Consider the following 25,840-nt stretch of genomic DNA (forward strand, 5'->3'; position numbering starts at 1 on the left):
TAAAAATTTAAATTCCTTAAAAATAAGAATATTAGGTTAATCGGAGATAAAATGAGGATGAATTTATCGATATAATCATTAAATGGTCAAGCTTGCCCCTTAAAGCGGATGCGGTACGTCGAGCATTCGTCAAACGTATAGTCGATGACACCCGCAAGTTGGCTCGTTAAAGAATGGATCAATCGGAACCCCAGCGTCTCATTTGTCCTTTGACGCTTTGTCTCCGGAATGCCGATTCCATCATCTTTAAAAAGAAGTTCATATTCCCACTGCCCTTCCGATCGTATCTCCACATGGATAAGACCATGCTTCCTCCCTGTAAACGCATACTTTAACGAGTTGGTTATCAACTCCGTCAAGATCAACCCAACAGGGATTGCGGTGTCAATATCCAACAACACATCATGGGCGCTCACTTCAAATCGGACGGCCCTTTGGTGATCGTTGTAAATGCTTAGCAAGTGTGCTCCCAATTGCTCGATATAATCTTGTATATCCAGTCGGTTGATGCTTTGCTGCTCATATAGTTTATTATGAATCAGCGCGATGGAATGGATCCGGCTGCTGCTTTCGCGCATCATCGAAATCACGTCGGGGTTGGCCGTTTTCCGCGACTGTAGGCTGAGGAGGCTATTGATGATTTGGAGATTGTTTTTCACGCGGTGATGTATCTCGCGTAGGAGCAACTCATTCTGTTTGTTGGCCTGTTTCAGCACCTCATTCTGGACGGATATTTCCGTATTCTTTATCGCCACGCGATGGGCCTGTTTATCTTTTTCCCGGAAATGGAAATAAAGGATAACCAGTATCGTCAGTAACACGGCAATACCAATAATCAATCCGTACCGTTGGTAGCGTGTGTTGGACAATAGCAACTCTTGTTCTTTTATCTGCCGTTCAAATTTATCCAGTTTGTAATTTTCACTCATCTCCCTACCCTGCCTGATATAATGGGCGGTATAGAGGCTATCTTTCTCATATTCATACGCATCAAACAAGCTATCCGCAAGTCTACTATCGCCCATAGCGTAAATTAACTTCACGTGAAGTGCCTGGACACGATGCCGCGCCGCTTGCCTATCTGCTTGGTTTAGCGACGACAATAATTTTTCACATATCGCCAACGCCGCCTCATAATCCGCTAAAAAATAAAGCTCCGTGGCATACAGGAGCTCGTAATGAATCGATAATCCCCCGTGGCTTACGGTATCAGCAAGCGAAGCAGCTTCATCCAGCACCGTCGCCAAACGTCGTTCATCATGCTGGGCAGCGTACACATCGCCTTCGATCAGCAGCACACGTAGCAACGGCTCCGCGGATACCCCCAGGTCAAACTCCTGCCGGGCCAACGCAATATAGCGCAATGCCTCGTTATAATCCCGTTGTTCCAAATAACTGATACCATACTGCAGATAGATTGATCCCAGCGCGTCCCGGTAGCCCGATTCACTCACCAATTTCACTGCATCGTCGAGAACGATGATGGCTTCCCCGTAGTCTTTCGATACCGTGTTATGGTAGTTGGCCAGCTCCACGCTCAATTTGATCCGGTCGATATCGTGGCCTTTATCGGTTGCCACACGTAGGCCGCTAAGGAAATTCTGCAAGCCCATGTAATACCTGCCATCATGCACGTAGATCCGTCCCAGTCGCAGATGGCAATCGGGGAGATTGTCCAGAAACTGCCCCTGTGTGTAAAGGGAAACCGCCTTTTCAAAATACCGCCCAGCAACGTCCCACACCCCTTTTCGCATATACACCGTGCCCGTGTAATAGTATCCGTCAGCAATACCTTTATCATAACCAATGTCAATAGACATTTTCCACGCTTTATTAATAAGGTCGTCCGATTTTTTCAAGTTTTCCTCGATAGACGAAAACGCGTCCTTATAAAGACCATTGATAACGGCTGTATCCACCCCATGGGTCGATTCAATGCCTTGAGCTTGGGCTGCGGAAGTAGAAACATGTTGAATGATCAACAAAAAAACCCCAAGGATAACAAACAAATCGTTGCGCTTCGCCATCTTTTGCTTTTGCAATTCCAGGCCCTTACATCATTGTAGGAGCATGAATCCTATACTAAAACACCGACCCGCCTTCCAAAGCGTGCCTTACCAATCCAATAAATATAAAGGTAGACAATTAGGCATCCGGCTCGGTCGTATAATTGCACTAACCGAGGCGACCAAATCAAATATAGGCGATTCGATTAACTAAACAAAATGAAACCGATATGTAAATAATACGGCCACATAGGGCAACTACGATTTACATCGAGCGCCCGTCAACAAAGCAAAAAACACAAGAAGAAACACATCGGCTGCAAAGCGGATCAAAAGCCTGTCACGATACGTATCCCGCCGTTGGTAAAGTTCATTTCCTCGTTAGACAGCCGCCCGATGGGAAGTTTAAAATAAGGCTCTACAGACAGGAAGAGTTTACTCGAAATGGGCAGTTTCTTGCCAATGGAAAAATTCATGAAACCGGCATAGCCGTTTCCTTGCAGGGGCTTATCGGCAATTTCTTCGGAAGAATAGACAAACTCGGTCGAAGCCAACCGATCCGCCGTTGATAGGCGGCCATTGGCGAACGTATTTTTGTTAAGGCGATCGATATAATGCCCCGTACGTCGCTCGTCGAGAACCGCCACGTACGACACGCCAACCGACGTGTAGAAACCATGCGCCACCTCATACCGCAAATCCAGCGGTATATCCAACGTTACCACACTGCTCGTTATCGACACCTCCTTCTTGTAATTAACGGCCAAACCGGACTGCCCGTTGAAATAGTCGTTCGGCGACGGACTATCGAACGCAACTTCGGGGTGCGATGGACGGTCGGGATTTTCACCAATCCCCAATTGGGCGACCGATATCCCTGAACCGATTGAAAACTTATCAGAAATCCGATAAGCGATTGCAAAACCGCCACCGATATTAACGGCCTCACTGGTGAGTGATGGTGATACCATCAGGCCGAAATCCCATTTCTCCATCTCATTACCCGATTCCGGAAACGCCCCGCGGTTCGGCTCGGCACGAGCATCTGAAACTTTCTCCTCAATCGCTGCCGCCAACCGATGTGGTTCCGACTCGGCCACCGTTGCGGTATCTACTGTCGTGGCGACCAAGACCGCTGGCCCATCTGCTTCCGTATGACCGCCCTCACGATGATCGACCCCCGACCCACTCACCGCCGCTTCCTTCCTTACGGCAACCGGAAGGTCAGCCAATTGTACGGCATCACGGCGAGGATGGCTTTCGGTAGCAGCAGTACGCACTGGCGACACTACCGGACCATCCTTTGTTACTTCCGCACGCACGCGTCCCAATAGTGGTCCCTCCTGCAAAACAGAATCACTTGGCTGGGTAACGACTTCTTGATTTGAAAGTTGAAGCGACCGGGGCCTTTCGCCCACGTAACGTGTAGACCAATACCATCCAACTGCAGCTAGTAATACGGCCGCCGCACTTGTATAGGGCCATAGTCTCCGCCGACGCTTAACATAGGCCGCCGCAAACCGCTCCCAAGCACCCTGCCTGTACGGTTCGGAGTGGTTACGGAGACGTTCCGCTAGCCGGTGGATTAATTCGTTATGCTCTTCACGCTCACTCATCTTCCATATTGTTAATATCGCGCCGTAATATCTATTGATGCCAAATACAATTCCCTAAGCTTCTTCTTTGCACGGGTGAGGTAAGTCCGTGATGTACTTTCCGGTATCCCCAACAATGTGGCTACCTCTTCATGCGAATATCCTTCAACCTCGTATAAGTTAAATATCGTCCGCTGTATCTCCGGTAGCTGGAGAAGAAGTTTCATGATATCCTGTACATGCAAATCTCCCGTTACCTCAACACGTTGTTGCTCAAACTCCCCCTCACTGATATGGTCTAACGCGACGAATTGCTTCTGTGCCCGTAAAAAATCAATGGATATATTTACTGCTATCCGAGCCAGCCAGGCACGGAATGATTTCTCAAAGCGCTCACCCGTATCGTTATTGCTAAACGTAACCATCTTCCCGAATGCCCGCATGAAGCTCTCGTTCGTCAGCTCCTCAGCGTCATATTCGTTCTTTACATATCGCATCGTAATGGCCCGTACATAACCATAGCACTGCTTATATATATATTCCTTGCTTCGCTCGTCTCCCTTTTGGGCACAGCGTCGCACCGCGCTTTCCAACGACAACGCATGCTCCCCCTTTAAGTATCGGATCTTAAAACTCACTACGCGGCTACACTTCTATTGATCAGTTCTTTGAATTTATATTGCAAATATACATCCAATTACGTCGGAATGCAGCCCGTTTTATGAAAATCTAACCATATAATACACTCATATCACGTTGTCTACCCGCTAAACGAAACGCCTTCGACAAACGCTACATCAATTACCAGTTTTTATTCCTTGTTTCCTATTTGGATGCTTAAGCCAAAAGACCACGACTGACTCCTACTATTTTGCACATAAAAACAATTTATCTAAGTTTGCCGCATAATTCATATTGGATGAACACCGTACTATCTGAACAGGAAATACAGCGCCGGGATGCGCTCGCCAAATTGGAAGCACTGGGGATAAACCCCTACCCTGCCGAAGCCTTTGACATCAATGCCACAGCCAAAGACATCTTAACGAATTACGAGCGTGATAAACTCAATTACAAAAACGTAAGCATCGCCGGCAGGATGATGGGCCGACGCGTGATGGGCAATGCTTCGTTTATCGAGTTGCAGGATGCTTCTGGGCGGGTTCAAGCGTACCTGAAACGCGATGACCTATGTCCGGGTGAAGATAAAACGCTGTATAACACCGTTTTCAAAAAGTTACTCGATATCGGCGACTATATCGGAATCAAGGGTTTTGTCTTTACCACCAATTCGGGTGAAATCTCCATCCATGTGAATGAATTGACCTTGTTAGCAAAATCATTGAAACCCCTGCCGGTGGTAAAATCTGCCGATGGTAAGACCTTCGATGCCGTCACCGATCCCGAGTTCCGGTATCGACAACGGTATGTCGACCTGGTGGTGAACCCGCAGGTGCGTGAGACGTTTGTCAAGGTGTCTAAAATCAAAACCGCCATCCGCGACTTCCTCAACGAGCGAGGAGCGTTGGAAGTCGACACGCCCGTACTGCAAAGCATTCCCGGTGGGGCCGCAGCAAGGCCGTTCGTAACCCATCACAATGCGTTGGATATCCCTTTGTATTTACGTATCGCGAATGAACTTTACCTCAAGCGGCTTATCGTGGGTGGCTACGAATGGGTATATGAATTCAGCCGCAATTTCCGGAACGAAGGAATGGACCGCACCCACAACCCCGAGTTCACCGTCTTGGAATTTTATGTAGCCTACAAGGATTACCTGTGGATGATGGAAATTACCGAACAACTGTTTGAACAGGTCGCCATCGCTACCAATGGAACAGCCACCCTGACCGTGGGCGACAAAGAAATATCGTTCACTGCGCCTTATCCGCGTGTAAGTATTTATGATGCCATCAAAGAACACACTGGTTTCGACGTCAACGGAATGGATGAAGTGGGCCTGCGCGATGTATGCACCCAATTAGGAATCCCAACCGACGCCAGTATGGGTAAAGGAAAGCTCATCGACGAAATTTTCGGTGAAAAGTGCGAGCATCACTATATTCAGCCTACTTTCATCATCGACTATCCCGTAGAAATGAGTCCGCTTACCAAGAAGCACCGCAGCAAAGCGGGACTCGTGGAGCGTTTCGAATTGATGATCAACGGCAAAGAGCTCGCCAATGCCTATACCGAGCTGAATGACCCCATCGATCAACGGGCACGGTTTGAAGAACAGCTCAAGTTGATGGAACGTGGCGATGATGAAGCCATGTTCATCGACTATGATTTCCTCCGGGCATTAGAGTATGGGATGCCTCCTACCTCAGGGATCGGTATCGGCATAGACCGCTTGGCCATGCTGATAACCAACCAACAAAGTATCCAAGACGTTTTGTTCTTTCCCCAGATGCGCCCTGAAAAAGTCATTAAGCAAGCAAGCAACGCGGATTACCGTGCGCAAGGAATACCCGATGGGTGGATTCCCGTGCTTCAAAAAATGGGCCTGACCACGATCGAAGCACTTCAATCGGCGAATCCCAACAAAGTATTCAATGACTTGGGCGGATTGCGCAAGAAAATGAAGCTTGAAATACCCATGCCTACCAAAGATGAAGTATTGAAATGGTTTGAGTAGTTTGATTGATTTGAACAAAGATAAATGGGATAAGGATCAAGGAAGGCCTAGTCTTAACTCTTTGATCCTTGATCTTTAACCGTAATCATACGTTAGCATTCAAGGCCGCTGCATACAATTTCATTTGCTTCACCATGGATAGCAATCCATTGGCACGCGTGGGCGAAAGGTGCTCCTGCAACCCGATTTGGTCAATGAAATAAAGGTCGCTTTCCACAATCTCTCGCGCGGTGTGACCCGACAACACTTTCACCATCAACGCCACCAGGCCCTTGGTGATAATGGCGTCGCTATCTGCCGTAAACACGACCTGTCCCGCCTGGTGATCGGCATGCAGCCATACCTTTGATTGGCACCCCTTGATGAGGTACGCATCCTGCTTAAATTGATCGTCGATGAGTGGAAGCTCCCTACCCAATTGGATGATGTATTCATATTTAGCCATCCAGTCATCAAAAAAAGAAAAATCGGCAATCAGCTCATCTTGTATTTCGTCTATGGTCACTTTTTGAGATTTGAGATATGAGATTCGAGATATAGGACTAACGACTTGCGATTTATAACAACATCGCCGCTGCTCGTTCAACGCCGGCTACCAAGGCGTCGATATCGGCCTTCGTATTATACATCGCTATCGATGCACGAACGGTACCGGGAATGCCAAAACGATCCATCAGCGGTTGCGTACAGTGATGCCCAGTGCGCACGGCAATTCCAAGCTTATCCAAAATAACACCCACGTCGTAGGGGTGGGTACCATCCAATAGAAATGAAAGCACGCTAGACTTCTCCCGCGCTGTACCGATCATACGCAGGCCAGGCACTTCCAGCAGCCGCAGGGTTGCGTATTCCAGTAACTCCTGCTCATGCCGCGCAATCTGGTCCAATCCGACCGCATTGATATACTCAATAGCGGGCGCCAAACAAATAGCTGCCTCGATATTAGGTGTTCCTGCTTCATACTTAAACGGAAGCTCGTTATAGGTGGTCTTTTCGAAGGTTACTTCTTTGATCATCTCGCCCCCACCTTGATGAGGTGGCATCGCTTCGAGCCATTTTTCCTTCCCGTATAGTACACCTACGCCGGTAGGGCCATACATTTTATGGCCGGAAAATGCGAGGAAGTCCACGTCCAATGCCTGCACGTCTATCGGAAGGTGTTGGATGGCCTGCGCAGCATCCAGCAAAACCGGGGCTCCCACCCCATGGGCCAAATCAATGATTTCCTTCACCGGATTTACGGTACCCAGTGCATTTGACACATAGGTAACGGCAACCATCTTGGTCCGATTGCCCAATAGGGACCGATAAGCATCCATATCCAACTCACCTGCATCATTGATCGGAATGACCTTCAGCGTAGCGCCCCGTTCTTCGCAGCACATCTGCCAGGGCACAATATTGGAATGGTGCTCCATTGCCGAGATGACGATCTCGTCGCCCGGCCCTACAAATGCCCGACCATAACATGCCGCCACCAAATTGATGCTCTCTGTGGTACCTTTGGTGAGGATGATCTCATGTTCGCGCGCCGCCCCGATGAATGGTTTAAGTTTCCTTCTGGTCACTTCAAACGCATCTGTAGCCAATTGGCTGAGGTGATGTACCCCCCGATGCACATTGCTATTCAACTGCGTATAATATTCGATGATAGCATCGATGACTTGCTTTGGCTTTTGCGTGGTAGCACCGTTATCCAAGTACACCAACGGTTTATTATTTACCGTACGGGTAAGAATCGGGAAATCTTGCCTGATATGGTCGACATCTATACGCTGTAAAACGACTGGCTGTTCCATATGACAAATGTACGAGTATTTTTCATTCGTGAGTAATATGTCTTTTAAGGGCTTCATGGAACCTCCATTCACATCGCCTTGCGAAAGCCGCTGCCATGGTAGGTTTCATCTACTTAAATCCGCTCTTTATCGTCGATGAAGCTGTCTTGACGGTTTCGTTATCCGTAACGACAGGGAACGTGCCTCCGACCCGCCACCAAATACTGACAGATTAGTGACACCGGCGGGTATCTCCACCGTCTACTATAACGAACCCGTGACATGGGCCAATAAATCAGCGGACGGTCTGATATTTGTGCACTTAAAAACAGATACTAAAACATGAATTCTTCAATGAAACACTTACTCTACGCAGTGCTGCTATTTCTTTGCTCACAACCCATCTTTGCCCAACAATACACCCTTAAAGGCACCGTACGGAGTACCAGCGACAACACACCATTTCCAAATGTAACCGTTTTACTCATCAATGCCACTGACTCCATCGTTGTCCACGAAACATTGACCCACCCAGACGGGTCATTTGACCTGAAAGAGGTGGGAGCCGGCGATTATGTGCTCCGCTTACAGTACCTCGGCTATACATCGACCGACGAATCGGTGGCGATGACTAAAAACATCAACCTCGGTGCGCTTTATTTGAAGGAAGATGCGCGGCTTCTTGATGAGGTAACCATCAACATGCGCCCCCCCGTGGGCAAACAGCTTGGCGACACCACGCAATTCAACGCCGCGGCTTTCCAGACCATGAAAGATGCAACGGCCCAAGACCTCATCGAGAAAATGCCCGGAATGAACGGCGAAGACGGCACCCTCCAAGCCCAGGGCGAAGCGGTTGCACAGATCCTTGTAGACGGCAAGCCATTTTTCGGTACGGACGTTAAAGCGGCCCTGCAAAACCTGCCCGCAGAGATTATCCAAAATGTGCAGGTATTCGATAAAATGAGTGATAAAGCCGAATTGAGCGGATTCGACGACGGTGAGCGGTTGAAAACCATCAACATCATTACCAAGCCCAACAGCCGAAAAGGGCTATTTGGCAAAACATCGGCAGGTTACGGCGATAATGATCGATATATTGTGGGTGCAAGCGTGAATGCATTTAACGAACAACAGCGGCTGACCGTTACCGGACTGACCAATAACATCAATGCCGTCGATTACTCAGCCGACCCCAATAACCAAGGTGCGATTCTCCCCCAAAACGGGATCATCAACACCAATAGGATCGGTTTGAATTATACGGATAGCTGGGACGAAAAAGTGGAACTCAACGCCAGTTACCTATTCAACCACCACAAGAATTTTGGAGAATCGTCCTTGTTCCGGGAATATGTCCTTCCCGATGATGACGGCCAACACTATACCGAAACGAGCGAAAATACACGTCGCAATATGGACCATCATTTCAACATGCGGCTTGAATATAATATCGATAGCAATAACCGCATCCTGTTCCGACCGGATTTCTCTGCCCAAATGGATGAAACCCACAGTTTCTTTTCGGGAAAGACCCTTGCCGATTCCGGCCCGATAAACCAGACCGAAAATCGCCGGCAAGCTGATAATTCCGATATTGATTTCAACAGCCGGCTGTATTATAGCAGGCGGTTTGCGAAAGCGGGGCGCAGCCTTCGGCTGGGTTTGGAAACGGGCAATCACAAAAATGAGGATGACGCCAATCGCGAAGCGGAAAATATATTCTATGATCCCGATGAGCGCGCGGAAATCATCCGGCAGAATATCGTCCGCTCGCGGAAAGGGTTTTCCTGGGAAGCCAGCACCGCTTACACGGAGCCAGTAGGCAAACACGGCATGGTAGAGCTTGAATATGAAGTGAGTAACCGCCGCGACGATTCCGATCAATTGACATACGACTTAGACGATATGGGCAGCCGTCTACGTATCGATACGACGCTCAGCAACACGTTCAACAGCCATTACCTTAGGCAAGAGGCTGAAATCGGCTACCAATATGCCCTTGAGAAGCTCCGGGTACAGGTGGAAACCGAATTCCAGCATGCACAATTGAAAAATGACCAGGAATTCCCAACGCCATTCGCCTTACGGCGCACGTTCAGGAGCGTTTTACCTTCCGTAAGGCTAGATTACGAATTCACCGAATCAAAAAATCTGGAATTCGATTATGATGCGCGTACCAACGCACCTTCAATCGGTGATTTGCAAGGCGTTATCGACAATTCAAATCCGTTGCATTTACGGACGGGGAATCCCGACCTCGACCAGTCCTACAGTAACCGTTTCCGCCTACGTTACCGCAGTTATAACCCCGACACGGAACGGAGTTTCTTTGCCATGCTCCATTCATCAACGACATCAAACCGCGTGGTTAGCAACACCATCATTGCTGATGAACCAACCGAACTGGCCAACGGCATCATGCTCGAACGGGGCGCACAACTTACGCGACCGGTAAACCTCAACGGCTATTGGGACATTGCCTCATATTTCCATTATGGCCTCCCTGTCCGCTTCCTGCCCTCCAATTTCAATGTGCATGGCAGCATCCGCCATAGTCACAGCCCGGGCATGGTCAACAGTGAAACAAGCGTCGTTAATTCCACCCGGTATAGCGCTGGTCTCTCGCTGAGCAGTAATATCAGCGATAAGATTGACTTCAACGTCTGGACACGTTCATCATTCAACAACGTGCAAAACTCACTGCGCCCGGCGCTCGACAACAACTACTTTACGCAAACAACGCATGTTAATTACAAGTGGATTATATGGGAAGGACTGATTTACCGGCTCGACCTCAACCATCGACTTAACAGCGGTCTGTCGGAAGGATACGATAACACTACATTCTTGGTGAACATGGCTATCGGCAAGAAGTTATTGAAAAATGAACGGGCTGAGGTCAGTGTCAATGTCTATGATCTTTTCGGGCAAAACAACAACATCTACAGGAATATTACCGAAACATACATACAAGATGCCGAATCCAATGTATTAGAACGTTATTTCATGGTTAATTTAACCTACAACATCCGTTACTTCTCGCGGGGCACTACCGTTGATGATTACGAGCAACTATATAATTGATACGCCCATCAACGGTAATATTTCTGCCACACAGGTGATATTCTCAACTTTTTTCATGATTTTTATTCATTCAATTATTTATTAACCAATAAAGACAAATTGATATGGTACACATGAACAATGCGTGGAGGTGTCGTCACTTGGGCGGACCGCTGTCTTTTGTACTTGTTTTGGGGTTAACCACATCGCTCGTCACCGCGCAGGCGCAGTGGCGGATGCCCGAACAGCAACTGGAACCTGTAGTGGCGCAAATTGTCACCGAGGCACGCGCACATTCGCAATTGAAACAACTCGCGCACGAATTGCTCGATGTCGTGGGACCGCGGTTGGTAGGCACGCCGCAGATGAAAAATGCGCACGATTGGGCAGTGGCCAAGTATGCCGATTGGGGCATTGACGCTCGCTATGAAGAGTTCGGCGAATGGCGCGGCTGGGACCGCGGCATCTCGCATATCGACATGGTCTACCCCCGGGTGAAGACCTTGGCCGGTACCCAGTTGGCTTGGAGTCCCACCACTGGCGGAAAAGCGGTCGAAGGTGAAGTCATCACACTTCCCGACGTGAAAGATTCGCTGGCATTCCAAGCTTGGCTACCCCATGTGAAGGGCAAATACGTGATGGTCTCCATGTTACAGCCTACGGGGCGCCCCGATTACAACTGGGAAGAATACGGGAAACCGGAATCTGTGGAGAAAATGAAAAACGAACGCGATTCGCTGACTGAAAGATGGCGAGAAAAAATAGCGGCAACGGGTGTATCCGCCCGTTCCCTGCCCCGCATAGTGGAAGAAGCGGGCGCCGCGGGGATACTTGAGTGTTATTGGTCGCGCGAGTTCGGTTCCAACAAGATCTTCGGTGCCCGTACCACCAAGATTCCATCGCTCGACATCTCTCTGGAAGATTATGGTGTACTTTATCGATTAGCGGAAAATGGGCACAAACCACGCATTAAAGTAGAGACCGACTCCAAACATTTGGGCACCGTACCTACTTTTAATACGATTGCCGAAATCAAAGGCACCGAGAAGCCGGACGAGTACGTCATTCTTTCGGCCCACTTCGACTCGTGGGAAGGTGGATCGGGTGCTACGGATAATGGCACGGGCACGATTACGATGATGGAAGTGGCGCGCATCCTGAAAAAGGTTTACCCCAACCCCAAACGCACCATTCTCATCGGGCATTGGGGAAGTGAAGAACAGGGGCTTAATGGATCGCGGGCATTCGTATTGGACCATCCAGAAATCGTGCAAAATACGCAGGCCGTCTTCAACCAGGACAACGGGACTGGACGGGTCGCGAACCTCAGCGGTTCAGGTTTCCTACATGCTTACGATTTTATGGGTAGATGGATGGCGGCAGCACCAAGGGAAATCACCCGCGATATCGAAACCGACTTCCCCGGTTCACCCAGTGGCGGCGGGTCCGATCACGCCTCGTTCACTGCCGCAGGCATCCCAGCATTCATGATGAGTTCACTCTCTTGGGGTTATGGAACGATTACTTGGCATACCAATCTCGACACGTACGACAAGCTTATCTTCGACGATCTGAAATCGAACGTCATCCTGATTGCCACACTTGCCTATAAGGCCAGTGAGGAACCCGCGTTGGTCGATCGCGAAAAGCGCGTTATGCCATTGGGTAGGGACGGGCAGCCCGGCCAATGGCCGGTCATTCGGCAACCCCGGCGCTCGGGAGTGGGTTATTAGCCCCCTCCCTAGCCCGTCATGGGCTTCTTTGCCCATGCGTACTCCACGAAGTCGATGCCCGAAAAATCCGGCTGGAAGGAGTCGGCACGACTGATTTTCATCAACAATTCAAATGATTTCGGGTAAGGGGCCTGCATCAAGCTCCCCGTGGGGATATAGGGGAAAGAATCGAGGTATGTTTCCACTTTGTTTGGCGATACCCGCCGGTGGATATATACACGGTGGATATCGTCGGGGTGCTTGATTCCCGCTGCCCCCATCAGTTCGCCCGCGGCCTTCACCGTTTCATGGTGGAAATTGGCCACGCGCACACGCTTATCGGCAACATCCAACCCCTTCACCAGCGCGGGGTTTTGTGTCGCCACGCCGGTTGGACACGTATTGGCATGGCATTGCAACGCCTGGATGCATCCAAGGGCCATCATCATCCCACGCGCGCTGTTACAGATATCGGCACCCAAGGCAAAATTCTTCACCAGATCGAATCCGGTTGCGATTTTTCCGGCGGCAATGATTTTGATATGCCGCTTTAGTCCAAAACCCGTCAGGCTATCGTAAACAAACGCCAACGCATCCCGTAGCGGCATGCCCACCGAATTGCTGAACTCCAACGGTGCGGCACCCGTTCCGCCTTCACCTCCATCCACCGTAATAAAATCAGGTTGTATACCCGTTTCGACCATCGCTTTGCAAATGGCTACAAACTCACTGCGGTGACCGATACATAACTTGAACCCGATCGGCTTCCCGCCCGAAAGCTTACGTAGCTGTTTCACAAACTGCAACAATCCAATCGGTGTCGAGAATGCCCGGTGGAAAGGCGGTGAATCGACCTCCTTCCCTACCTCAACCAAACGGATACGGGCGACTTCCGGTGTAACCTTTACCGCGGGCAGGATGCCACCATGGCCCGGCTTTGCACCCTGCGACAACTTGATCTCTATCATTTTAACATTGGGGTGCACGGATTTTTCCGCAAAGGCTTCCGGATTGAAATTACCGTTGGGATGGCGGCACCCAAAATAACCGGTACCGATTTGCCATACCACATCGCCGCCACCCTCCAGGTGGTAATCCGTGAGCCCCCCTTCGCCCGTATTGTGATAGAAACCGCCGATCTTCGCTCCTTCATTCAGCGCCATGACGGCATTCTTGCTCAACGACCCGTAACTCATTGCCGAAATATTGAAGACGCTGCTGGAATAAGGCTTTTCGCAGTAAGGTCCGCCCACGGTAACACGCGGATGTTCGTTAATCTTGAAATAGTCGACCGCTGTGATGCTATGGCTCAACCACTCGTAGTTATTGTCGTAAACATTCAGTTGGGTACCAAAAGGTGTCGTATCCAACACTTTCTTGGAACGCTGATAAATCACGCTCCGGAACATCCGGCTGAACGGCCGGCCCGTGGTATCACTTTCCACAAAATATTGCTGTATTTCGGGGCGTATGCTTTCAAAAAGATACCGCAACCGTCCAAATAAGGGAAAGTTACGTCGGATGGCCTGCTTAGTCTGCACCATATCCAGCACACCCATTACAATAAGGGGAACCACAACGACGAAACTCCACCATACCGGTTGCCACCAAATGCCTATTAACCCGATGAGGGCAACGAGCCACACAGCACCAAAAATGAATTTTTTCCGCATAAGCCAAAGCTGCGAAAAATTACGCACAAATCAAACCGAAGCAATTGCGCCCAAACATTAATGTACCTTTTGCAACAGAAACACTTGCAGAAACCGTTCATCATTTAGCCCCACGTATCGGTTGTAAACGATGGCGTTGCCGTTCGGCGACCAATTCGGTGCACCGACGGGCTTCCCTTCATCCGTAAATCGATCGGTTATTCGATAGGTATCGCCCGTTCCCAATGCCGTAATGAATAAACTGTTATCCCCCGGATAAACCACCCATCGCCCCATTGGATCAATATTGAATTGCCCCGATATCGGAAAATCGTTTTTTGTTACCTGACGAATTTCGCCGCCATTGGGCGACACGCCAAAAAGCTGGGTAATGCCCCGCTTATCTTCGGCCAAAAAACAGATGAGGTTTCCATCGGGCGTCGTACGCAGCCAATGCCTCGGCCCTTCCACTCCGTTGGCCGTATAGGTGACCCGGCGTTGCGACACGCCACGGGGGATACCGGGTCGGGAAATGGACGTGCCCTCCAGCGGTTGGTCATCTCTTGCCTCCGTAGGATCTGCGGGTAGGTCAACTACGAAAACTTCGGTGACGATCTTCCCCTTTTCATTCCGCACGTTACCTTGGAAGGCAATAGCTTTGTGCTGCCACGATCCATCCGGCTTCTGGTAACCGCTCCTGCCGATCCAGCATTCGTCAAATGCTTTATCAATTTGGTCGCTTCCCGCTTTCGGGTCTTCGGTCACATCGGTCACGATGACCGAAAAATAAGTACCGCCGTTATTTTCCAGTGTACCATCTTCTTCCACATCCACACGGCACGGCACCATGATACCCACTGTACGCAAATCGCGAACGGTCGTGTCCATTTTGGCCAACTGATCCATCACATAGTCGTTGTAGGTAAAGCTAATCCATTTTCCATCACTGCTCCACGAGTGGGCGTGGGTGCCTCCGCGCAGTGCACCTGTCGTAAATGGCGGTGCGATGTCCCGCGCATCCATGAAAATAGGCTTTCCGGGATAACCGATATCCACCGCAACGCCCGTGCGTCGGGTCATCCCGTAGGGCCGGGATGCGTCTGCATTGCGGATACCGTGGATGAACAACACGCGGTCTTGCATCGGCGAAAATGTAGCAGCACCGACCCCGGGTCCGTCATCCGTTTGGTGCGCCGTTTCATAGAGTATGCGAACTTCCTTGGTCTTTATGTTAACCATTTCGATGCTGCCGGTACTGCCGATGCGGGTATCGTCATTCCGGGTGTCATACACCACCCACCGGCCGTCCTTAGAGAACACCTGGGTATTATGGAGGGTGTGCCCTTGCGCGGCACAGGTAAGTTGGGTTTCGTTAAAATTCATCTGAACGTATTTGTTAGGCCTGCAAGCAGACAGACCGACTAAGAGGCTACATGTTAACACCCTCGTCCAAACCGCCACTACCGATTTAACCTGATTAGTCACCTTTATTTCTTCAATGATGTACCTTGGCAAAGATAGGCCCATAGCCAAGCCGATAATGTGCTATTTTCGCCGGATATTGTAGAATATTGCCCCTAAAAAACGAGTGGATATTTTGGCTTTTGGTGAATTGAAAGCATCGACATGATAAAACGGGCGATTGAACAATCCATAACAGGTAGGCTCTTCAAGGGAAAAACTATCGTCGTAATAGGCCCACGGCAGGTAGGCAAGACTACTTTAATCAACGGCATTTTAGCAGATCAGGATTTTCTCTTCCTTGATGGCGGTGGTTTCCAGTGAAAATTTCAGGGAATTTGTGGGCGTCTGGTAATTTGTATGCCTATTTCCCCAATTTGGATAGGAGCCATTCCCGAATCTTTGTCTGTTGTTCGGGATATGTCCAATGGCCGGTTTCCTGCACGAGGTAGAGCTCTTTAGTTGCGGAAATCACATTGTAAGCGGAGTAGAATGAAGTGGGTGGGCAGGTTTCATCGTTATACCCCCACGTATAAAACCCCGGTACGTCTACCGACCGTGCAAAATTCACAACATCATAGTAGGCGGAAGTCTCAATTTTTTCTTCCTTGGCCATGAACGGCGCGTTGGATGCATTAAACATATGCGGCCAGCCGCCCGCACGGCCGTGAAGGTAGCCGGTCAAATCGCAAAGGGCCGGATATAGCGACACAAGGTACTTTATCCGGTTATCCAACGCAGCCGTAACAATGGACAGCGCCCCCCCTTGGCTGCCGCCCCAAACCGCCAGGTTGTTGCCGTCAAACTGATCCAGTGAAAAAAGGTAATCCACGGCACGTATGCAACCCAGGTACACCCGTTTGTAATAATATTCATCGCGATCGTCCAGGTTGAAAAACTGGTAATTTTTCAATGCTCCCGCCCGGAGGTCGTTATACAACCCCGTTTCATAAGTAACCGGAATGCCGTGGATACCAATCTGCAGGGTAATTACCCCCTTTTCCGCCAAGTCAACAATACCGTAATACGGTCGTATTCCTGCGCCAGGCACCTGCAAGACCGCAGGGTATTTACCGGGTGCCTTCGGTTTGGCGAGGATTCCATAGAGGCGGCTGCCCGTTTCATAATTTTGGATATTCACTTGATATACGTCTGCCTTTTCTGTGCAGCGCTCGGGCAACAGGGTCAGCTTGGCATCCATGGGAATCTTCGCTGCTTCTGCTTTCGCGCTATTCCAAAATTCCCAAAAATCATCGGGCAGTTGCTGCGTAGGCCGGATGTTTTCGGGTGCATATCCAGCCGTCGCAAGACCACGATACATCGTGCCATCTACTTTTATGCGCACTTCGCAACGTAAGAAGCCAGGGTCCACAAGCGTGCCTCTCACTTGGGCCTGTCCGTTTTTCAGTGTGAGTGTACCTTCGCCGGCCGACGGCATCTTTTCCGGCCCCACCGTATATGTTACCTCTGCTTCGGGTATGGGCACCTGATGTTTCAATACCTGTATCGTGAATGTTGCCGTCTCGCCCGGAGCGTAGGTCCAGTCAGGCTTATCTGGCGATACCAGTACCTGAATAGGGTGCGGTGGCCTGGATTGGGCAGAAACAATCGGCGAAAAGCAGGACAGCACACAAGCCAGTGCGATGATACGGATGAAGGAAAGTCTGTTCATGGATATCTGTAAAATGATCGTACGTAAATTTATCTTGGTAGACGAAAGTACAATTTTTCTCACGACCTCTTTACAAATTCTTCAAAAACATTTACACGATATCTTCCTATCATTAAAACCGCATTGTTCACCAGGGTTTACCCGTTCCCTGAATAATCCACGGTTTAGACCATGCGCTGTTCTTGTTATCGGCCTGCGAATGGGCAGTCAACTCCAAACGTTCCAATGCTTCCTCAGCGTTTTGGCGGTTGACGGAGAGCTCGTCCTGCATGTAGTAAAAACGTACCGGCAAAACGTTCCGCTTCGCTACCGGACCGGCTTCCAGCTCCGGGTATCCCGTACGGCGGAAATCAAACCACGCTTCGGTAGCCGCTGTCCAACTTGCAATCCATTTTTGTTCAATGATCTGCTTCACCGTTCCCTTATAGGCTACCCCTTCATTCTCTATATAGTCTCCGTAAGCGCTACCTACTGTCCAAGCTTCGAGCGACTGCCTGATTCCTTCTTTGTAATGCTCTTCGCCGTTTCCTACAGACCAACCCTTGACTGCCGCCTCGGCTAAAATAAAGTGTACTTCAGCAGCGGATAGCAACCGAGCTTTCAAAAGTGGACCGGACGCATCCTTATATATGTCGTTTAGGAAAGATACATGCGGGTTGTACGACAATTGGCCCGGTGTAGGATTTAGGTTGTAGGCCGAGGGCAGTGCAGACCAACTAGGCGGTATACCCACATAATCCGCATCCTGATCGATTGCGACCGCCCCTACTTTATCCGGCGATAAATATCGTACGCCGTCCCTGATTTCATCCGTACCGGCCGGCAAACTCGCATCCATTTTCAGCGCGACCTCTACTTTGTTCGCCCACTTGGAAAGTCGGGGGTCATGCAAGGCCTGCATGTAGTCAACCAACGTTGAACACATCTTCAGTCGCCGGTAATTACTGCCCGCATCAACATCAAATTGTATATTGTGTGGCCACGAATCAGCCGCGGAACTACCTACGAAAGGCATCGCCGCATCGTCAGTCGCAGCAGTGATAAGAGGATATTGGCCGGGGTTCCCCGCTATTTTCTCGACCCCTGCTCGTGCTACCTCTGGCATTTTTTCAGAAATGCGCATATAATAGCGTAGCAGCAGTGAATTAGCAAATTTACGCCACTGCTCAGGCTCACCGTGGTAGTATACATCGGCGTTTGCTACAATCCCTGTGTAATTGGAAGCCGGCTTAGACAACAGCCCGTTTGCCAGCTCCAGCTCGCCAATGATTCCTGTATAAATCGTTTCCTGCGTATCAAATTTCGGTAACAGGAATTGTGTTCCGCCTTCGTCCCCTTTCAGCGCATCTGTGTACGGCGCGTCTCCCCATAAATCCGTAATCAAACCAAACATAAATGCGCGCATCACCAACGCCACGCCCTGGTGAAATTCCATTCCTTCTTCAGAAGCACGCTTGTACAACAGGGCATTGTTCCTCAGCACGTCATAATAACCATTCCAACTTTGGTTGCCGCCCCAATCATAGTCGTTATGGCCGCTTGCCCAAGCATCCTTTTGCGTATGCTGCACCACACCCGCGATATCCTGGTATCCTAAATTGAGATATATTTTGGCACTCTCCGTGAGTACGGTTGGCAGAATCAAATTAGGGTTGACATTCTCCTCACTAGCCCCATTGGGGTTGATATTCAATTCCGTTAGGTCTTTGCACGCCCCAAAAATCAGGAATGCGGAACTCATTATTGACACGTAAAATGCTCTGAAAGCCCTTTTTCTATTTATCTTAATCGATCTCATCGCTTTTATCCTTTAGAAGTTAACGCTTAATTTAAAACCGATCGGCATAACCCAAGGGGTCACGTTATAACGTTCGATTCCTTGTTTGAACTGGGTCCCTGCCTGTGCGCCGCTCTCCTGTTGGAAAGCCATTTCAGGATCGATACCAATCTTTGATTTAGTCCATAAAATAATGTTCCTACTATATACGGCAATATGGGCATTGCTGATACCCAAGCGGTGGACAAAGTCTGTGGGCAGATCGTAGCCAAGCGAAATTTCCCGTAGTTTGATATAGGATGCATCGAACAAGGCTGCACGCATAAAGCTCCAGGGGTAGTTATCACTGTACGGAATGTACTGCGTTCCTTCGTCGCCTAGGTTTTCGGTATAACCTACGATATTGCCATCGCCGTCGTATTGCGCAATTACACCGGGATTAAATACGCCTCCATAGGGATAAGCCTGCCCCTCATAATTGAAGGGGAAACCGCCCATCTCCGCAGTCGGCCCCCCGACGATATTGAACCGGTTCCCTCGCACCACGATCAGATCGTTATCTATCAGGTAGTTGGCAAGTTCGGTACCGGTCATGCCTTTCGGGTCAATCAAATTGTCTAAAAAGCGCTGGGTCATTAAATCTGACTCTGAATATCGATAGGTTTGCGAAACGAAGTCTCCCCCTAAACGCATATCCAACGCGAAATTCAGCGAAAAGCGCTTGTAACTCAACGAAGACATCATTCCCATCGAAAAATCGGGATTGAAATTCCCAACCTTATTGGTTGCGTTATTCATCCCCACGTCTTGCCACGAACCCTCATCGTCAAGTATCGGCCAACCGTAATATTTCGAATTCGGGTCGGTGACCGTTACCAACTCTGCATCGTACAGATCACCGATTTCTTGTCCTACATAGGTTCGTGCACCACCTTTAGCATCACCCCATAAATCATAGAATTCAAGCCCCTCGCTCAGTTCCATGATCCTTGTTCTATTGCGATACCAATTTAAACCGATATCCCACCGCCAATCGTTCGTTAGTAGGGGCGTCGCGCTCAATGCGAGCTCAAACCCACGGCTCCGCAACAACCCGGCATTGATATTCTTTGAGGTAAAGCCGCTAGAGCCGGGCAACTTTGCCGGAATAATCTGGTTTTCATTATCCAATTGGTAATAGGTACCTTCAAAGCGCAAGCGATTATTCCACAGCGTCAAATCCAAGCCATATTCGTAAGAGGTGGCGATCTCTGGTTTAAGTTCCGGTAACAGCATATTCCCAGGCTTCGTAAGCCGCGTTACATCCCCCCAAGCACCCGCGTTAGCCAGTACATTAATAAGATTGTACGGCCCTGTATCATTCCCTGCGCGGGCAATGCCACCGCGTATTTTCAACAAGTCTACCTGTTGCGGCAGACGGAACATTTCGTCCAATAGCACGCTGACTGACGCCGATGGGTAGAAGTAGGATCGATTGCTTTCGGGCAGGGTGCTAGACCAATCATTACGGGCTGTCAAGTCCAAATAAACCATGTCATTGAATCCGAAATTTACCATTCCATATACGCTGTTCACTGACTTTTCAGCCAAATAGCTACCATAGTTTAAACCCGATGGACTGATATTTGACAGCGTATATAGGCCCGGAACCACCAATCCCGAACCACCTTTGCTGGAATTGCTTTCGTCTCGATTTCGCACATATAGGGTGTTCCCTCCTGCCGAAACAGATAGATCAATCCAATTAACCCTCTTCTTGTAAGTAGCTAAAAAATCGATATTCTGTTCCTGCCGGTGCAGGTTCATTATCCCATAGACACCTTTGGCATCGTTGGTATAACTATATGGAATTTTAGACTCCCGTTGTTCTTGGTAGGTATCCAGTGCGTACCTCACCATCAAATCCAAGTCCGACGTAATCTGCCAATCGGCCCTGACATTTCCAAACACCCGGTCACGTACGAACGAATTATTTACGCCGTATGCTAGAAAGTAAGGATTGTTCTTTTCACCAAGCGCTGTGGTAAATTGTTCGATATTCTCCTTCCCTTCCACCCAGTAATTTTTAAGGTCTAAGATATTAACATGTGGTGAGACCTTATAAGCCCATTCCAAGGGATTTGCCCCCCTGTTATTTGCCGGCCGATTATCCGACCCGTTCCTGCTAAAGTCTATATTGGACGAGATCGAGAAATCAGGATGTAGCTTCAACATCGAGCTCATGTTAATCGAATTACGCGAAAGGTCCGTGTTCGGAATGATTCCGCGATTGGCCATATTCGAATAAGAAATCCGATAGTTCATCTTTTCGGAACTATTGGCTATCGATATGCCGTTGGTCGAAGTAATACCCGTCTGCACAAAATTCTTGACGTTATCCGGGTATGATTTCAATTCGGTGGGTATCCTATTCCCGTTCTCATCCAATGGACTATTCCATTGGATGGCTTTATACCCTTTATCCAATTCGGGGCCTACCCCTCCCGCAGAGCCTTCCTCAATCTGCAAGATACCATCCGGATATGGACTAAACTCGGGGGTAAACGGAAAAATTCCAGTTGCAAACTGGCTATGCATATCCAAATAGCGATACGGCATATCGAATACCGTATTACTGTTGACAGATATCGTCATTTTATTGACGTCGGCTCCCGACTTTGTGGTGATAAGGACGACCCCATTACCTGCTCTGGAACCATATAAGGCAGCTGCACTCGGACCCTTCAAAATGGATACACTTTCGATGTCGTCTGGATTCAAGCTGGAAATAGCGTTCCCGTAATCGACCCTGTTATCGTTACCCATCTGCGATACGTTATTAAGTGTATTCGCTATCGGCACACCGTCTACCACAAACAGTGGCTGGTTGTCGTTAACCAACGATGTGGCGCCGCGTATAACCATGCTGACAGAAGATCCTGTCCCGCCTGTGGAACTAATCGCCACCCCCGGCACCTTCCCCGCCATACCGCTCAGCACGTTTTCGTTGGCTACGCGCGATAGCTCTGCGCCGTCCACCTTCCCTACCGAATAACCCAGCGAACGTTCTTCTCGCTTAATACCCAACGCCGTAACCACTACTTCATCCAATGCCTCTTCACCCCGTTTTAACTGGGCATTGACCACCGATCTGCTATCGACAGCAATCGTGGTGGTTTCATAACCCAGTGCTTTGAATACCAACGAGGCCCCTGCAGGCAGGTTATTCAGCACATAACGCCCCGAGCCATCTGTCGATACAGCCTGTTCCGTTCCTTCCACGTTAACGGTTACTCCCGCAACCGGATTGCCATCAGGGTCGGTTACGACCCCCGATACATTCATTTGGCCCTGCGCCCGCACGTCTACACCGAGCAACAAGGCGATGACGAGGGAAAACAAAGCTCCAAACCTCTTTTTCCTAATTGTAAATTTTCCTAATTCCATAACGGTTCACTTTGGTTTAATCGATTATCCATACTTGATGCTTTGACATGTTTAGCAGTCGCAAAAAAGGTTATTACGTATTAAGTTGCCATTAGATTTTGATAAAGATTCGCTTTTTGTAAAGCACGTAAATAGGAATGTAGCACAATATGCAAACCCCGATCGCCCAAATCAGGGAAAATGCCTTCGCCCAGTCCCCTTCGACGAATTGCTGGACATACCACGTATTGAGCGACCCCAACAACTCAGGCAATAAACCACCGATGACGTAGGCCGTAATCGCATTGGCACCAAACACGAGACCAACCTTGGCCCAAGCGCTATACTTCAACACCTCGATAATGAAAAAAAGCGATCCGAACACCATCGTAGCCAATCCAGCGGTGTACAATACATAAGAACTTGTCCACAGATTCTTATTGATGGGGAACACCCATCCCCACGCCGAACCAAGTAGGAACGCCGACAATCCGCCGGCATAAAGCCAAATCACCTTCCGCTCATGGAGCATATCCTCGATTGCCAAAAGTTTTCCGACCAACATCCCTGAAACACCGGTCGCTATTGCGGGAAACGTGCTGACGATACCTTCGGGATCCCACGTACCCTGCCACATCGTACCCGGTATGAGCAAGCTGTCTATCCAGGCAGCAAGGTTCTTGCCCGGCTCCAGTACGCCTGTACCTACGCCTGGCACCGGCACCCCAATCAGTGCGACCCAATACAAGAGTAGAAGCGCAGACCCAATGATGGCTTGTTGTTGCCAACTGGTGTACAAATAAAGCAATGCACATACTAAAAATACCACCGCGATGCGTTGTAATACACCCGGAATACGTATCTCCTCGAAAGCGAAATCCGGAAATAATCCCAGGAAAATCCCAATGAGAAAGATAAGGACTGCGCGTTTCAGTGTCTTTCCTACCAGGGCAACCTTCGGCCGGCCTGCGGTCAGCATTTTACGGTAAGAAAGCGTAATGGAAATCCCGACGATAAAAATAAAAAATGGAAAAATACAATCGGTAGGCGTAATCCCGTGCCAAGACGCATGACGTAGCGGGGCGTACACATGGTCCCATGAACCCGGTGTGTTGACGATAATCATTGCCGCTATCGTAAACCCCCGGAATGCATCCAAGGAAACCAAACGCCGAACCCCTATATTTTGTATCATTGTTATTATTTTGCTAGTAATGGGTTAGTATCCAAATATGCTCGCCATCCGTTATTATCGCTGGAAACAATTACGATGCTTTAACTATTCAAAAGTAGGTGGGCTATGCTTACTTTCTTTATACAATATTATCATTTGCATGGCGCATTTTATCATGTTCACCAAACAGCAATGCACTGATTAACAGAATATAAAATAAATAAGAAATAGATAATCACCTCGTCCTCATTCGCCTGTCGGCGGTTCGATTACGCCCAGGTATCTGCCCATCCAATAGGGAAATAGCCAGATGTCGCCGGCACTGTTTTCGCCGGTGCCATCGTTACCACCATCCAGGGTAAACCGATTGGCGTTATGGCGGGATATCTTCAATTCGTCGGGAGGAAGTACCTCCGCGATGGTCTGCCCTCGGAAATTGGGTGCGAGGTGTTCAACGTCTTTTCGATGGCTGTTCATAACGGTCCATTGAACCAAGTCTAGTGGATATTCCTTGAGATACCATACCGCCTCTTCCAAATCGATGTTGTTGGTACCGGTAATTGCGGTTAAAATATTCCACGCAGCCTCCTTTTCAGGTCTTTCCGCTTCCCAATGATCGCGGATGGCCGCGCCGTATTTCGATTTGAGTGTATCATTGAACGCATAACGATATAAACCCCAGTAGCCTGCAAAATACATTTCGTCATCCGAGTGGTTCCATGCACTTGAGAGCATCTGACTCCAATCGTCAGCTTCCTCGGGTGCCTTTCCGATTTCTTCCATCGGGCGCAGGAGGTTTTCGAGGTACCCGTGGTGGTCCATAAGATCGAAGGCGGTTTCGCGATAGATGGATTTTCCCGTGAAGTGGTAGGCGGTCTGGAGCATGCCGATAATATTGGACGAATTCAATTTCCGGTCGCCTACGTTCGTGGGGAACGCATTGACGTACTCGGGGTTCCATCGTCCCCATGTGGTGGGCTGTCCGTCATAATCTACCAGATAAAGGTCGTGCTTCACGATATGCCCCATCAATGTATCGATAAGGCGAATGGCCTTTTCGCGTGTTTCTTGGTGATCCACCAATTCGGCGATAACCCCGAACGCAAAGATATGCCCGATTGCCTCGTCGCTGCTGGTAGTGGCCTTCCAATACCAATCGGGGTGCTCCGCTAGCTGCCAGCGTTCAGGGTCGGAAAGCTCACTGCGGGTATCACCTGCTCCACGCCGTTCAAATGAACGTGCAGGAAAGCCCGCAACGGGATTGATATCATACAGTCGGCTCATCGCGTCCAACGATTCCATACAATACGCCAATGCCTCTTGCTCGCCCGTGGTGGCATAGCGAAATGCCTCTGCTGCCAAGTAAAGTGACGTCCACAATCCATCGTTGTCTGAATCCCCTAAATATCCGGTACTCAAATCGCCGTCTTGCATACCTACGAGTGTGGCGTTGAAACCATTCCGGATGTGCCTTTCCCGCACCTGTCGTTCATAGTACATCGCTTTTTCATGCAAGGTCATTTCGTTGAAATGAATGATACCGAGACCGCCATCGGCCAACAGTAATACCGAGGAGTCTGGTCCCGCAGCTATATCCACGACATGGTCACTGGGCAACCAACGCTGGCTTGCATAATATGCGATGCCGCCCCCTTCCCGCACCACGAAAGCTCCTTTGGAACTACCGAACCAAGGATCACCATCGATGAGTTTCACCGCCGTGATATCCGTCCAAGGGAGCTTTTTCTGAACATCACCCATCACACCATCCCGTTCCAGATCGTAGCGGAAGTAACCATCGGATGTACCCACGACCAACTGGTTGCGGCGCCCATCCACATCAAAGGCCGTCAGGTTCGTTCCCGCATGGATTTTCTCCAACAAACGGGTGTTGGCGGTAAACC

The 25,840-nt window shown here is 49.3% G+C and carries 15 protein-coding genes; 3 read left to right on the forward strand and 12 right to left on the reverse strand.

What is annotated here, in order from left to right:
- Positions 1–86: 86 nt before the first annotated feature.
- From ACO1NT_RS17065 to ACO1NT_RS17075, 3 genes are all read right to left on the reverse strand, one after another.
- Positions 87–2,027 carry a sensor histidine kinase gene (locus ACO1NT_RS17065; RefSeq protein ID WP_449049948.1) on the reverse strand — a complete coding sequence of 647 codons (1,941 nt, stop codon included), beginning with the start codon at positions 2,025–2,027 and terminating at the stop codon, positions 87–89.
- Between the two features lie 308 nt (positions 2,028–2,335).
- Positions 2,336–3,622, reverse strand: coding sequence for a hypothetical protein (locus ACO1NT_RS17070; RefSeq protein ID WP_449049949.1), 1,287 nt, complete (start codon positions 3,620–3,622; stop codon positions 2,336–2,338).
- Between the two features lie 11 nt (positions 3,623–3,633).
- Entirely contained in the window at positions 3,634–4,239 is a 606-nt protein-coding gene (locus ACO1NT_RS17075; RefSeq protein ID WP_449049950.1) for an RNA polymerase sigma factor, read from the reverse strand.
- A gap of 281 nt (positions 4,240–4,520) precedes the next feature.
- Here ACO1NT_RS17075 and lysS point away from each other — a divergent pair, with 281 nt between their 5' ends.
- Complete coding sequence (gene lysS, locus ACO1NT_RS17080) at positions 4,521–6,239, forward strand: lysine--tRNA ligase (RefSeq protein WP_449049951.1); 1,719 nt, start codon at positions 4,521–4,523, stop codon at positions 6,237–6,239.
- Positions 6,240–6,324: 85 nt separating this feature from the next.
- On the opposite strand, the gene ACO1NT_RS17085 is transcribed toward lysS, so the two are convergent.
- On the reverse strand, positions 6,325–6,744 hold the full coding sequence (locus ACO1NT_RS17085; protein WP_449049952.1) for a SufE family protein: 420 nt from the start codon (positions 6,742–6,744) through the stop codon (positions 6,325–6,327).
- Positions 6,745–6,796: 52 nt separating this feature from the next.
- Positions 6,797–8,038, reverse strand: coding sequence for a SufS family cysteine desulfurase (locus tag ACO1NT_RS17090; RefSeq protein WP_449049953.1), 1,242 nt, complete (start codon positions 8,036–8,038; stop codon positions 6,797–6,799).
- 333 nt (positions 8,039–8,371) lie between these two features.
- On the opposite strand from ACO1NT_RS17090, the gene ACO1NT_RS17095 reads away from it, so the two are divergent.
- Both ACO1NT_RS17095 and ACO1NT_RS17100 read left to right on the forward strand, forming a co-directional pair.
- Positions 8,372–11,104 carry an outer membrane beta-barrel protein gene (locus ACO1NT_RS17095; protein ID WP_449049954.1) on the forward strand — a complete coding sequence of 911 codons (2,733 nt, stop codon included), beginning with the start codon at positions 8,372–8,374 and terminating at the stop codon, positions 11,102–11,104.
- A 104-nt stretch (positions 11,105–11,208) separates the two neighbouring features.
- On the forward strand, positions 11,209–12,816 hold the full coding sequence (locus tag ACO1NT_RS17100; RefSeq protein ID WP_449049955.1) for a M20/M25/M40 family metallo-hydrolase: 1,608 nt from the start codon (positions 11,209–11,211) through the stop codon (positions 12,814–12,816).
- Between the two features lie 8 nt (positions 12,817–12,824).
- On the opposite strand, the gene ACO1NT_RS17105 is transcribed toward ACO1NT_RS17100, so the two are convergent.
- From ACO1NT_RS17105 to ACO1NT_RS17135, 7 genes are all read right to left on the reverse strand, one after another.
- Positions 12,825–14,468 carry an FMN-binding glutamate synthase family protein gene (locus ACO1NT_RS17105; protein WP_449049956.1) on the reverse strand — a complete coding sequence of 548 codons (1,644 nt, stop codon included), beginning with the start codon at positions 14,466–14,468 and terminating at the stop codon, positions 12,825–12,827.
- Between the two features lie 57 nt (positions 14,469–14,525).
- Positions 14,526–15,830, reverse strand: a complete 1,305-nt coding sequence (locus ACO1NT_RS17110; protein ID WP_449049957.1) for a DUF3748 domain-containing protein — start codon at positions 15,828–15,830, stop codon at positions 14,526–14,528.
- 442 nt (positions 15,831–16,272) lie between these two features.
- Positions 16,273–17,580, reverse strand: coding sequence for an acetylxylan esterase (locus ACO1NT_RS17115; protein ID WP_449049958.1), 1,308 nt, complete (start codon positions 17,578–17,580; stop codon positions 16,273–16,275).
- Between the two features lie 127 nt (positions 17,581–17,707).
- Positions 17,708–19,321 carry a SusD/RagB family nutrient-binding outer membrane lipoprotein gene (locus ACO1NT_RS17120; protein ID WP_449049959.1) on the reverse strand — a complete coding sequence of 538 codons (1,614 nt, stop codon included), beginning with the start codon at positions 19,319–19,321 and terminating at the stop codon, positions 17,708–17,710.
- A 69-nt stretch (positions 19,322–19,390) separates the two neighbouring features.
- Positions 19,391–22,783, reverse strand: a complete 3,393-nt coding sequence (locus ACO1NT_RS17125; protein ID WP_449049960.1) for a SusC/RagA family TonB-linked outer membrane protein — start codon at positions 22,781–22,783, stop codon at positions 19,391–19,393.
- A 91-nt stretch (positions 22,784–22,874) separates the two neighbouring features.
- The gene (locus tag ACO1NT_RS17130; RefSeq protein WP_449049961.1) at positions 22,875–23,957 is read right to left on the reverse strand and encodes an acyltransferase family protein; all 1,083 of its coding nucleotides are present in this window, start codon (positions 23,955–23,957) and stop codon (positions 22,875–22,877) included.
- Positions 23,958–24,182: 225 nt separating this feature from the next.
- On the reverse strand, positions 24,183–25,840 hold a 1,658-nt coding region (locus tag ACO1NT_RS17135; RefSeq protein WP_449049962.1), incomplete at its 5' end, for a hypothetical protein.

The sequence above is a fragment of the Parapedobacter sp. genome (genome assembly GCF_053550995.1).

Coding starts and splice junctions, on each gene's coding strand:
- ACO1NT_RS17065 (WP_449049948.1), bottom strand. CDS start 2,027: ATGGCGAAGCGCAACGATTTGTTTGTTATCCTTGGGGTTTTTTTGTTG.
- ACO1NT_RS17070 (WP_449049949.1), bottom strand. CDS start 3,622: ATGAGTGAGCGTGAAGAGCATAACGAATTAATCCACCGGCTAGCGGAA.
- lysS (WP_449049951.1), top strand. CDS start 4,521: ATGAACACCGTACTATCTGAACAGGAAATACAGCGCCGGGATGCGCTC.
- ACO1NT_RS17090 (WP_449049953.1), bottom strand. CDS start 8,038: ATGGAACAGCCAGTCGTTTTACAGCGTATAGATGTCGACCATATCAGG.
- ACO1NT_RS17095 (WP_449049954.1), top strand. CDS start 8,372: ATGAAACACTTACTCTACGCAGTGCTGCTATTTCTTTGCTCACAACCC.
- ACO1NT_RS17100 (WP_449049955.1), top strand. CDS start 11,209: ATGGTACACATGAACAATGCGTGGAGGTGTCGTCACTTGGGCGGACCG.
- ACO1NT_RS17105 (WP_449049956.1), bottom strand. CDS start 14,468: ATGCGGAAAAAATTCATTTTTGGTGCTGTGTGGCTCGTTGCCCTCATC.
- ACO1NT_RS17110 (WP_449049957.1), bottom strand. CDS start 15,830: ATGAATTTTAACGAAACCCAACTTACCTGTGCCGCGCAAGGGCACACC.
- ACO1NT_RS17115 (WP_449049958.1), bottom strand. CDS start 17,580: ATGAACAGACTTTCCTTCATCCGTATCATCGCACTGGCTTGTGTGCTG.
- ACO1NT_RS17120 (WP_449049959.1), bottom strand. CDS start 19,321: ATGAGTTCCGCATTCCTGATTTTTGGGGCGTGCAAAGACCTAACGGAA.
- ACO1NT_RS17125 (WP_449049960.1), bottom strand. CDS start 22,783: ATGGAATTAGGAAAATTTACAATTAGGAAAAAGAGGTTTGGAGCTTTG.
- ACO1NT_RS17130 (WP_449049961.1), bottom strand. CDS start 23,957: ATGATACAAAATATAGGGGTTCGGCGTTTGGTTTCCTTGGATGCATTC.